12 protein-coding genes are annotated in these 10,774 nt (G+C 62.1%); 3 read left to right on the top strand and 9 right to left on the bottom strand.

Going from position 1 to position 10,774, the window contains the following annotated elements; translation table 11 throughout:
- Positions 1 to 7 precede the first annotated feature (7 nt).
- Positions 8 to 1,957, bottom strand: a complete 1,950-nt coding sequence (locus tag NKH29_RS07055) for a PrkA family serine protein kinase (protein ID WP_023720504.1) — start codon at positions 1,955 to 1,957, stop codon at positions 8 to 10.
- Positions 1,958 to 2,228: 271 nt separating this feature from the next.
- On the opposite strand from NKH29_RS07055, the gene NKH29_RS07050 reads away from it, so the two are divergent.
- Positions 2,229 to 2,390, top strand: a complete 162-nt coding sequence (locus tag NKH29_RS07050; RefSeq protein ID WP_023720503.1) for a hypothetical protein — start codon at positions 2,229 to 2,231, stop codon at positions 2,388 to 2,390.
- A gap of 16 nt (positions 2,391 to 2,406) precedes the next feature.
- Here NKH29_RS07050 and ocd read toward each other — a convergent pair whose 3' ends face one another.
- Both ocd and rocF read right to left on the bottom strand, forming a co-directional pair.
- Positions 2,407 to 3,474, bottom strand: coding sequence for an ornithine cyclodeaminase (gene ocd, locus NKH29_RS07045; RefSeq protein ID WP_023720502.1), 1,068 nt, complete (start codon positions 3,472 to 3,474; stop codon positions 2,407 to 2,409).
- A gap of 3 nt (positions 3,475 to 3,477) precedes the next feature.
- Entirely contained in the window at positions 3,478 to 4,398 is a 921-nt protein-coding gene (gene rocF / locus NKH29_RS07040; protein WP_352999271.1) for an arginase, read from the bottom strand.
- 129 nt (positions 4,399 to 4,527) lie between these two features.
- Here rocF and NKH29_RS07035 point away from each other — a divergent pair, with 129 nt between their 5' ends.
- Entirely contained in the window at positions 4,528 to 4,965 is a 438-nt protein-coding gene (locus NKH29_RS07035; RefSeq protein WP_352481449.1) for an Lrp/AsnC family transcriptional regulator, read from the top strand.
- A 190-nt stretch (positions 4,966 to 5,155) separates the two neighbouring features.
- Positions 5,156 to 5,479 carry a hypothetical protein gene (locus tag NKH29_RS07030; RefSeq protein WP_352481450.1) on the top strand — a complete coding sequence of 108 codons (324 nt, stop codon included), beginning with the start codon at positions 5,156 to 5,158 and terminating at the stop codon, positions 5,477 to 5,479.
- 42 nt (positions 5,480 to 5,521) lie between these two features.
- On the opposite strand, the gene NKH29_RS07025 is transcribed toward NKH29_RS07030, so the two are convergent.
- From NKH29_RS07025 to cyoB, 6 genes are all read right to left on the bottom strand, one after another.
- Complete coding sequence (locus NKH29_RS07025) at positions 5,522 to 5,737, bottom strand: hypothetical protein (protein WP_352481451.1); 216 nt, start codon at positions 5,735 to 5,737, stop codon at positions 5,522 to 5,524.
- A 23-nt stretch (positions 5,738 to 5,760) separates the two neighbouring features.
- Complete coding sequence (locus NKH29_RS07020; RefSeq protein ID WP_352859073.1) at positions 5,761 to 6,132, bottom strand: SpoIIAA family protein; 372 nt, start codon at positions 6,130 to 6,132, stop codon at positions 5,761 to 5,763.
- Between the two features lie 79 nt (positions 6,133 to 6,211).
- The gene (locus NKH29_RS07015) at positions 6,212 to 7,417 is read right to left on the bottom strand and encodes a DUF3182 family protein (protein ID WP_352963241.1); all 1,206 of its coding nucleotides are present in this window, start codon (positions 7,415 to 7,417) and stop codon (positions 6,212 to 6,214) included.
- Positions 7,418 to 7,690: 273 nt separating this feature from the next.
- The gene (gene cyoD / locus NKH29_RS07010; RefSeq protein WP_023720496.1) at positions 7,691 to 8,119 is read right to left on the bottom strand and encodes a cytochrome o ubiquinol oxidase subunit IV; all 429 of its coding nucleotides are present in this window, start codon (positions 8,117 to 8,119) and stop codon (positions 7,691 to 7,693) included.
- Positions 8,116 to 8,769, bottom strand: a complete 654-nt coding sequence (gene cyoC, locus NKH29_RS07005) for a cytochrome o ubiquinol oxidase subunit III (protein ID WP_352640329.1) — start codon at positions 8,767 to 8,769, stop codon at positions 8,116 to 8,118. The genes cyoD and cyoC overlap by 4 nt, the downstream gene beginning before the upstream one ends.
- Positions 8,766 to 10,772: a cytochrome o ubiquinol oxidase subunit I gene (gene cyoB, locus NKH29_RS07000; protein WP_352963243.1), complete on the bottom strand. Its 2,007-nt coding sequence runs from the start codon at positions 10,770 to 10,772 to the stop codon at positions 8,766 to 8,768. Before cyoB ends, cyoC begins: the two co-directional genes overlap by 4 nt.
- Positions 10,773 to 10,774: the final 2 nt, after the last annotated feature.

The following is a 10,774-nucleotide window of genomic DNA, read 5'->3' as shown; positions in this document are numbered from 1 at the left end:
GCTGGCTTCAACCCGCCTTGTTCACCCGCATGTACCAGTCCACCAGCCGGCGGACCTGGCGCTCGGTGTAACCGCGCTGGATCATCCGCTGCACGAATTCGGTATGCCGCTTCTCCGTCACGCTGTCCTGCTTGGAGCCGAAGCTGATCACCGGCAGCAGATCTTCGACCTGCCCGAACATCCGCTTCTCGATGACTTCGCGCAGCTTTTCATAGCTTGTCCATGACGGGTTACGGCCGTGGTTTCTGGCCCGCGCGCGCAGCGTGAACTTCACCACTTCGTTGCGGAAGTCCTTGGGATTGGCGATGCCGGCCGGCTTTTCGACCTGCGACAGTTCGTTGTCCAAAACCTCGCGATTGAGGATCTGGCCGGTATCGGTATCCTTGAAGTCCTGATCCTCGATCCAGGCATCGGCATAGGCGATGTAGCGGTCGAACAGGTTCTGGCCGTATTCGCTGTAGGATTCCAGATAGGCCTTCTGGATCTCGTGGCCGATGAACTCGGCATAACGGGTGGCGAGCTCCGACTTTATGAAATCGAGATAGTCCGCCTCGGTTTCCTTCGGGAACTGCTCGCGCTTGATCGCCTCTTCCAGGATGTACATCAGATGCACCGGATCGGCGGCGACCTCTTCGGTGTCGTAGTTGAAGGTCTGCGACAGGATTTTGAAGGCGAAGCGGGTGCTGACGCCGGTCATGCCTTCATCGACACCGGCCGCGTTTCGGTACTCCTGGACCGACTTCGCCTTGGGATCGGTTTCCTTGAGGTTCTCGCCGTCATAGACGCGCATCTTGGTGTAGAGCGGCGAATTGTCGTGTTCGGCCAGGCGGGTCGAAACGGTGAACCGGCTGAGGATATCGAGCACTTCCGGAGCGCAGGGGCTGGAGGCCAATTCGCTTTCGCGCAACAGCTTCTCGTAGATCTGCCGCTCTTCCGTGACCCGCAGGCAATACGGCACCTTGACCACCAGGATGCGGTCGAGGAACGCCTCGTTGTTCTTGTTGTTCTTGAACTGCAGCCATTCCGATTCGTTGGAATGGGCAACGATGATGCCCTGATAGGGGAAAGCGCCGAAATTCTCGGTGCCGTTGTAGCTGCCTTCCTGGGTCGCGGTCAGCAGCGGATGCAGCACCTTGATCGGCGCCTTGAACATCTCGACGAATTCGAGCAGTCCTTGCGTCGTCCGGTTCAGGCCGCCGCTATAGGAATAGGCATCCGGATCGGACTGGCTGAAGTTTTCCAGCTGCCTGATGTCGACCTTGCCGACCAGGGCCGAAACGTCCTGGTTGTTCTCGTCGCCCGGCTCGGTCTTGGCGATGCCGATCTGGCGAAGCCTGGACGGCATCAGCTTGACGACGCTGAATTTGGAGATGTCGCCGGACAATTCGTCGAGGCGCTTGGCCGCCCAGGGCGAGATCAGGCCGTTCAGCCGCCGCCGGGCGATGCCGTATTTGTCCTCCAAAAGGTCGCCCATGCGGTCGGGGTCGAACAGCCCGAGCGGCGATTCGAAGACCGGGCTGACCTGGCCGCCGACCTTCAGCGTATAGATCGGACGCTGCTCCATCAGCCTTTTCAACTGCTCCGCAAGCGAGGACTTGCCGCCGCCGACCGGGCCGAGGAGATACAGGATCTGCTTGCGTTCCTCGAGCCCTTGCGAGGCATAGCGGAAATAACCGGCGATACGCTCGATCGTATCCTCCATGCCGTAAAAGTCGGCGAAGGTCGGATAGATCTTGATCGTCCGGTTCGAAAAAATACGGCCAAGCCGCTCGTCCTTGCTGGTATCGACAAAGGTCGGCTCGCCGATCGCCTCGACCATCCGCTCGGGCGCCGAGGCGTACATCGACTTGTCCTCGCGGCAGGCAAGCAGATATTGCTGGAGGCTTATCTCCTCCTGCGCCGCATTCTTGTAAACCTCGGAAAACAGATCGAAGACGTCGGATTGATTCTCACGCATGGTATTCCTAGCCCCGGAGCCGGTGTGGCTGCACGTTTGTCTCTTGAACAACCAAATGTCGGAAAGCCCTTGTGGTTCCCTTCACTTTGCAGAGAGTGCCTGTGACCGAATGATAAGACTCTAGATAAGAGCATCCTGCATGCCGACAAGGCGTGGAACGTCCTGCTCGAGGCACAAAATCCTGAATCACGCCACGCGGTGCGGGCGACCTCCGACAAGACGGAGGAACGGTTCTGGTCCTTCCCGGTTGTGAGGGAAAGGAGACGGTTCGATGTTTGAGACTAGTTTGTGGTTGCTCGTTGTTGCAGGCGGTCCACTGCTGCTGGCAATCCTGATCGCCTACGCCCTGCTCACCCAGCGCCGTCGCGGCCCGGCGGAGCGCAGGGAAAGCGAGCGCGCGACCGAGCGCCTGTACCAGGAAAAGAAGGACTGACCGACGGGATCGCAGCTCAGCTGCGGGCAACCGCCAGCCCGGCCACTTTTTCGGCGCGCAGCAGCATGCCGAACAGGTCACGCGGCTCATCGGGATCGGCCAGAAGGTCTAGTTCCTCGTAAAGGCCGGTCCGCTGAAGCTGATCGCGGACGTAGCGTAGCGCGGAAAAATCCTCGATCGCAAAGCCGACGGAATCAAACAGCGTGATCTGTCCGGCGTCCGTCCGGCCTGCTGCCTTTCCTGTCATCACCTGCCACAATTCGGTGATCGGATGGTCCGCATCGAGCTGCTGGCTCTCGCCTTCGATGCGCGTCTGCGGCGGATATTCGACGAAAATATCCGAGCGCAGCAGAATGTCGCGATGCAGCTCGGTCTTGCCCGGGCAGTCGCCGCCGACCGCGTTGATGTGCACGCCGGACCCGACCATGTTGTCGGTCAGGATTGTTGCCGATCGCTTGTCGGCGGTTACCGTGGTGATGATCTGTGCACCTTCAACGGCCTCCTGCGCCGACGCGCAGAGCTTGATGTCGAAACCCATGCCGGCAAGGTTCTTCATGCATTTGGTCGAGGCCGCCGGGTCGATATCGTAGAGGCGCAGCCTGTCGACGCCAAGCAGCGCCTTGAACGCAATAGCCTGAAATTCCGATTGCGCGCCGTTGCCGATGATCGCCATGCATCTGGCGGCCCCGGGAGCGAGGTATTTCGCCGCGACCGCCGAGCTGGCCGCCGTTCGCAGGGCAGTCAGGATGGTCATTTCCGAAAGCAGCATCGGATAGCCGTTGCCGACATCGGCAAGCACGCCGAAAGCGGTCACGGTCTGGCGGCCGTCACGCGTGTTCTTCGGATGCCCGTTGACGTATTTGAAGCCGTAAAGCTGCCCGTCGCTGGTCGGCATCAGCTCGATGACGCCGTCAATGCTGTGCGAGGCGACGCGCGGCGTCTTGTCGAACAGCTCCCAACGCCTGAAATCCTCTTCGATATAGGCGGCAAGCTCGACCAGGAAGCGCTCGATGCCGATGGCAAGCACCAGCTTCATCATGCGGTCGACGCTGACGAACGGAACGATGTTCAAATTGACGGTCATGGCTCAGAACCCCCTCGTCGGGCGATCCATGATCCGCCGGCCCATCAGGCTTGCGGTCAGGTCGACCAAAAGCGTGGCGGTGCGGCCGCGCTCGTCGAGAAAGGGGTTGAGTTCGACCAGGTCGAGACTGGTGACGAGCTCGCTGTCATGCAGCATTTCCATCGCCAGATGCGCCTCGCGGAAGGTGGCGCCGCCGGGAACGGTGGTGCCCACCGCCGGCGCGATCGACGGGTCGAGAAAATCGACATCGAGGCTGACATGGAGCATGCCGTTGGCGGCGCTCACCCGTTCGAGAAAGGCGCGAAGCAGTTGCGCGATGCCGTGCTCGTCGATCGAACGCATGTCGTGGACCGTCACGCCGGCTCTGCGCAACGCATCCCGTTCCGCCAGGTCCACGCTGCGGATTCCCAGCGCGCATATGCGAGCCGGGTCCACCTGCGCCGCGAGGCGGGGGAAATAGCCCTCGAAGCCGGGCTGCCCGCTGGCATAGGCCAGCGGCACGCCATGCAGATTGCCGCTGGTCGTCGTGTCGAGCGTATGAAAATCGGGGTGGGCGTCGAGCCACAGCACGAAGAGCGGCCGGCCGGCATTCGCTGCCCGGCGGGCAATGCCGGCGAGCGTGCCGGCCGAAATGCTGTGGTCGCCGCCGAGAAAGATCGGCATTGCGTCGGCGCTCGCAGCATAGGCGGTTTCGCTGATCGCTGCCGTCCAGGCGGCGATTTCCGGCAGCGCCTTCACCACCGCGTTGCCGTGTACGACAGGGCGCATGTCGGCAGGGACAATCGTTCCGAGGTCGGTCAGCGTATGGCCAAGCTCGGTCAGCGCGCCGGCCAGACCGGCCGTGCGCAGCGCGCTCGGCCCCATCTCGCAGCCCATCCGGCCAGAGCCGGCCTGGATCGGTGCTCCCACGATCACGCAGTGCATTCTCGTACCCCACCAAATTACGATGCCTTTAGTGAACCCCGCATCGCTGGAAGAATGAACATATCAAATTGGCAAATTTGTCGAAGTGCCTTACCATAGTGGCAGCATCTACTTCCGTTGTGAGCAATCATGGACCAGCTCGACGAGCAGATCATCACCTCTTTGCGGCATGACGCCCGGCGCAGCATTTCCGACCTTGCCGTTAGCCTGGGTGTCTCCCGGGCAACGGTAAGGTCCCGGATCGAGCGACTTGAAAGAGGAGGCGTCATCGTCGGCTACACCGTCATTCTACGCGCCGACGCGGTCGATCAGCGGGTGCGTGGCATCATGATGATCGAAATCGAAGGCCATGCCGCAGATCGCGTCATCCGGGCGCTGGGCGGCTTCTCCGAGGTCTCGACGATCCACACCACCAATGGCCGTTGGGATCTGGTGATAGAACTCGGAACCCAGACGCTGAGCGAGTTCGATGCGGTGCTGAGACGTATCCGCCTGATCCCCGGAATTACCGGCAGCGAAACAAGCCTGCTCCTGGCAACGCCGCGCACCACCAAAGCGCGGCTGTGACCTTCGCCCGTGACCTGTAGCGGTAACGAAGCTACGGAACCTTCAATTGCTGCCGCGGTTAGAGCAATTCCAGGAAAAGCGTGGAACGATTTTCCGTTCGGAATTGCGTCAAAACAAAAAGATTGAGCGGTTCGGCGTTTCCGCGAAACCGTTCCAAGCCCACACAGGCCTTCTTCGAGGGAGAACAAGCATGGCTCACGCCCAGCAAGAACTCGTCGAATTCGTTATCAGCAAAGCCTTCAATCCGGTCATGCGGGCCAAACCCGACGGAAAATCCGATGCCGAGCGCAAGATGCTCGAACATGTTCAGCAGGCCACGAAGACCGAGATCGAGCGCTATCGCCGTTACGGCTCGGCTGAGGAGGTCGCGACCAATTTCAAGCGCGACCTGAATTCCGACGCTGCCAAAAAGTTGCACGCCCAGCTGCGACGCCTGCATCTGCCGACGATCGAGGACATTCGCGACGACTTCGAGGACAAGGCCCGCGCGTTAGGCGTCAAGGCCTCGCCGTAGATCCGCGACCGGTCGTCCTCGGTGACGTCCGTCCGGTTGTCATCACAATCCGTCCTTGGTCGGAGGCCACCCTGACCGAACCGTCTCGGGGATGTTGTCCGACGTCAGCTCGCCCCGATTGAGCTTTTCAATCGCTTCACCGGCTTCGCTCTCGTCGAGACCGGAAAGCGGCAACCCGCCGACCACGACGGCTTCGTCGCTCTCGCTGTCATAGACCTCCCAGAGGCCTTCCGGATCCTGTCGTTTGTCGTAGGGCATGGCCACTCCTCCAGGCAACGCCGCTATTGTACGGCCGCTACCCATTTCAGGGCCTGAGCCTTTTCGTCTTCCGGGAACACCCGCGCCTCGATTTGCGGAAACAGCGCGTCCGTCATTTCCGTGGCTGCCTTGATCCACTGCTTGTCGGAAATCACGGCGGCACGTTTGAAGCGGTGGAGCTCGCGGAGTTTGCTCAGCCCATACTGCAGGTCGCGCCGTAAGGCGCCAGCCGTCATGTCTTCGAAGTCGGTAAGGTCAGTCAGGACGCCGATGTCCTTGTGGTCGCTCAGTTTCGCTTCGATGGCCGGGATGATTTTTTCGTAGTCCTCCGCCGTCACAGTGCCGGCGACACGAAAGGCAGCGACGTTTTGGGGAGCGGAAATCATCTCGATCATTTTTTCCTCCGGTTTCTGAATGGCTGGCTGCCTGAAACAAACTCGGGCCATTCGCGGATGTTCCCTGCCAAAAGCGTGTTCACTTCGACCTAAAATGACGATCGGCTGGCTTCCTGACGGGTCCTCGGATCGCCTGCGTGACGACGGTATAACGCGTGATTTGGCCCTCCACGGGGTCCTCTCCGTGGAAGTGGATTTCTGCATCCAGCGGCATCTGCGCGGTGTTGCCGAATTGCTTGACCGCGCACGCATGCACGAGCTGTACGTCGGGGTCACGCGTCATGGCCTCCATTGCCGCAAGCTCTGCCGTGCTGCTGCCGCCGATCCGCCAGCTGGCTTCCAGCACACCCGATCGCCAGATGCCCGAGGAATCGACACCTTGGCCGATGTCGTAGTTGCGCCTCGAGGCGAAGAATCCGGGATGGCCAAGCATCGCCGCGTCGTAGGTCCTCGCCTGCGCCACAGCCAAAGTCAGCGCCGGAGACAGCTGCAGCCTGTCGAGCGCTTCCCATCCGCCGCGCACGACGACCAGATCGGATCCGCCGTAAACGGGCTGTCCGGCATTGTCGGCGGTCATCCGCTGCACGCCGTAATAGCTGACCGATGTTCCGTCGATCGCGGTTCTGCCAATGCTCAGCGTGACAATGTCGCGAAGCTCCGTTTCGAGAACAAGCCCGTATTCGCTTAGGTCGGAGGATGGATATCGTTCCAGCAGCCTTTCGATATCGGCGACCGTCGCGGCGGTGTGCTGGTCGCGGCCCCGCGAAGCGCGCGGTGGCTTGAACCGGACCAGCCCGAGCTGCAGCAGACGTTCCGCTGCGCGCAGCGCGTCATCGCGTGAAAATGCGGTGTAGCCGGGCAGTACGGCCGCGCCGACGGCGCTGCCGAAGCCGGCTGGCCAATCTTTTGGCCGTGCCGCCGACCCGTCCACCAGCTCGTGGGTTATGGCCTTGGTGGTTGCGAGGCGCCAGGGCACCACACCGCCGAAGAGGTCGTCGGGCCCGTTGATGCCCAGTTGGACCGCATCGGCGGCAAGCAGGCTGTCGTCCGGCACGAAATACAGCCCGCCGTTGTCACCGCCCCAGTCACGCAGGCCCTGGCGGAAGGAAAATCCCTTCAACGCCGCAATCGTGCGCGCGACGGCAGCGACGGTCTCCCATTCGTGGGCATAGATGGTCTCGCCGCCCGGCGCGGAGAACGCGACCACAACACCTTTTGCTCCGCCCGATTGTGTGCCGCTTAGCCCGGTCATGTCGCGCCGCCCTTCGTCCATTGCCGGGCCCATTGCCGTTATTCCGCGGCGATGCGTCCGAACCGAAAAACCCGCTTCCTCGGCGAATGTTCCGGGCAACGGCGCGCTATCCGGTTTGACCGAGTTGCGGCGATCGGAACATCGGCGGCTCATGGTTTTTATGCGGGAGCCTCAGACAGGGTGATGGATGTGCTCAAGGAGGCCGCGCCCCGCGCCCTGGGAGCGGCCGAGGTCGTCGACACATTCGAACGGGCTTGAGACCGAGCTGGCTGTCGCATGAACTGCGGCCAACGGCCGGAACTGTCACTAGCGGTTCATGTTCATGATCGCATTCGTCGGCATCAAATTGTGGTCGAGGTTGGCCATGATCCAGATCGAGCCGCCGATCACCAGGACGACGATCAGCACGCCGAAGGCAAGCGCCAGGGCGTTGTTGGTGTTGTCCGGCCCCGTCGTGATATGCAGGAAGAAGACGAGATGCACGCCCATCTGCGCGATCGCCAGCACAATCAGCGCCACCGGGATGCCCGGTGCCCATATAAGGTTGGTTCCGAGCAACCAGAACGAGGCGATGGTCAACAGCGTTGCCAGCCCGAGGCCGATCACATAGCCGCGTAACCCGGATCCGACCTCGGCGTCGCCGAGGTATTCGTCACCCGGCGCCGTATCGATGTCGTAGCGCTCCAGGCCATCGGTGTCGCGCCTTTGCGCATGGCGGTCGTCAGCATTGCTCATCGACTTGCTCCCAGGAGATAGACCACCGTGAACAGGGCGACCCAGATGATGTCGAGGGCGTGCCAGAACAGGCTGAAGCACATGAAACGCCGAAGAATATCGTCGCGGAATCCCTTGGCGAAGATCTGCGCCATCATCGTGAGCAGCCACAGCAGCCCCGCCGTCACGTGCAGGCCATGGCATCCCACCAGCGTGAAGAACGCCGACAGGAAGGCGCTGCGCGTCGGTCCGGCATCGCGGGCAATCATATGCGCGAACTCGCGCAGCTCGAGCAGGATGAAGCTGGCGCCGAGCACGAAAGTGACAGCCATCGCAACATAGAACCAGGAGCTTCGCCGCGCGGTCACGGCGAGGCTGGCGAGACCGCAGGTAAAGCTCGACAACAGCAGGGCCGCCGTCTCGATCGCGACGTTGCGCAGGTCGAACAGCTCGGCTCCGCTTGGTCCGCCCGCCGTCTTGCCCGCCAGCACGGCGTAGGCCGCAAAGAAGGCCGAGAACATCACGATGTCGCTCAGAAGGAAGATCCAGAAGCCGTAGCCGACGACGATCCGGATCGGTGCCGGTCCGCCGTCGCCATGGCCGGGGGCATGGCCGTGCCCGCGATGGCCGAGGTGGTAGGGGTCACGCTCTCGAACGTCGATCGCGGTCATGGCCTTGGCCCCGTATACGTGGCCAGCGCCTCGCGGCGGGCACTTCGGTTGGCGCGGTCGATCCGGGCGACTTCGGCGGCAGGAATGACGTATTCGGGTATGTCGCGCCACGCGAATACGACGAAGGTGGCGAAAGCACCGAGCGCGCCGAGCGCCACCATCCACCAGATGTGCCAGATGAGGGCGAAACCCATCACGGTCGCAAAGAAGGCGCAGATGAACCCGGTGGGACTGTTGCGCGGCATCTCGATCGGCTCGTATTCAGGCTCGTCGCGCAGCCGGTTTTGCTCGCGTGCCCGCTGCTTGATGCTCCAGTAGGGCTCTTCGCCCTCGACATGCGGAAGCGCGGCGAAGTTGAAGACCGGCGGCGGCGAGGGTGTGGCCCATTCCAACGAACGCCCGTCCCAGGGATCCCCGGTGACATCGCGAAGCGCCGCGCGCTGTCGGATGCTGACGACGAGCTGAATGACCTGGGCGACCACGCCGGCGGTGGTGATTAACATGCCGGCGCCGGCAACCAGCACCCAGGGATACCAGGCCGGCACGTCGAAATGCTGCATGCGGCGGGTCATGCCGAGCAGGCCGACGGTGTAGAGCGGCACGAAGGTGGCGTAGAAGCCGATCAGCGTCAGCCAGAAGGCCAGCTTGCCCCAGCCCTCGTGCAGCCGGAATCCGAATGCCTTGGGAAACCAGTAGGTATATCCCGCGAAGGCGCCGAACAGCACACCGCCGATGATGACGTTATGGAAATGCGCCACCAGGAACAGGCTGTTGTGGAGCAGGAAATCGGCCGGCGGCACGGCCAGCAACACGCCCGTCATGCCGCCGATGACGAACGTCACCATGAAGCCCAGCGACCACAGCATTGGCGTCGCGAAGCGGATGCGGCCGCCATACATAGTGAACATCCAGTTGTAGATCTTCACGCCGGTACCGACAGCGATAATGCTGGTGGCGATGCCGAACGCGGCGTTGACGTCGGCGCCGGCTCCCATGGTGAAGAAGTGGTGCAGCCACACCATGAAGGAGACGATGCAGATGAAGAGCGTCGCGGCCACCATCGAGCGGTAGCCGAACAGCGGCTTGCTGGAGAACGTGGAGATAACCTCCGAGAAGATGCCGAACGCCGGCAGGACGAGGATGTAGACCTCGGGATGGCCCCAGGCCCAGATCAGGTTCACGAACATCAGCATGTTGCCGCCGGCTTCATTGGTGAAGAAATGAAAGCCGAAATAGCGGTCGAGCGTCAGCATCGCGAGCGTCGCGGTGAGGACCGGGAACGCGGCGACGATGAGCAAGCTGGCGGCGAGTGAGGTCCAGCAGAACATCGACATCCTGAGGTAACTCATGCCGGGCGCCCGCATCTTCAGGATCGTGGTGACGAAATTGATGCCGGTGAGCAGCGTTCCGACGCCCGCTATCTGCACTGCCCACAGATAATAATCGACGCCGACGCCCGGCGAGTAGGCGGTCTCGCTGAGCGGCGGATAGGGCAGCCATCCGGTGCGCGCGAATTCGCCGATCACCAGCGAGATGTTGACCAGCAGCGCACCGGTGGCGGTGAGCCAGAAACTCACCGAGTTGAGCGTTGGAAAGGCAACGTCGCGGACGCCGAGCTGCAGCGGCACGACCAGGTTCATCAGGCCGATGACGAACGGCATCGCCCCGAAAAAGATCATGATGGTGCCGTGGGCGGAAAAGACCTGGTTGAAGTGGTCGGGCGGCAGATAGCCGGGCGCCTGGAAGGCGAGGGCCTGCTGGGACCGCATCATGATGGCGTCGCTGAAGCCGCGCAGCAGCATCAGCAGCGCCAGCAGCGTGTACATGACGCCGATCCGCTTGTGATCGACGCTTGTGATCCATTCGCGCCACAGATAGGGGAAATGGCCGGCCAGGAAGACCCAGGCCAGCACGCCGAGGATTGCCAGGGCGACGACCGCCGAGGCGATCATCGGCAGAGGCTGATCGAACGGAATGACGTCCCAGCTCAATTTTCCGAGCATTG

The organism is Mesorhizobium sp. M1295, from assembly GCF_040318135.1.
Classification (GTDB): domain Bacteria; phylum Pseudomonadota; class Alphaproteobacteria; order Rhizobiales; family Rhizobiaceae; genus Mesorhizobium.
This window is presented reverse-complemented; position numbering and strand designations above follow the sequence as displayed.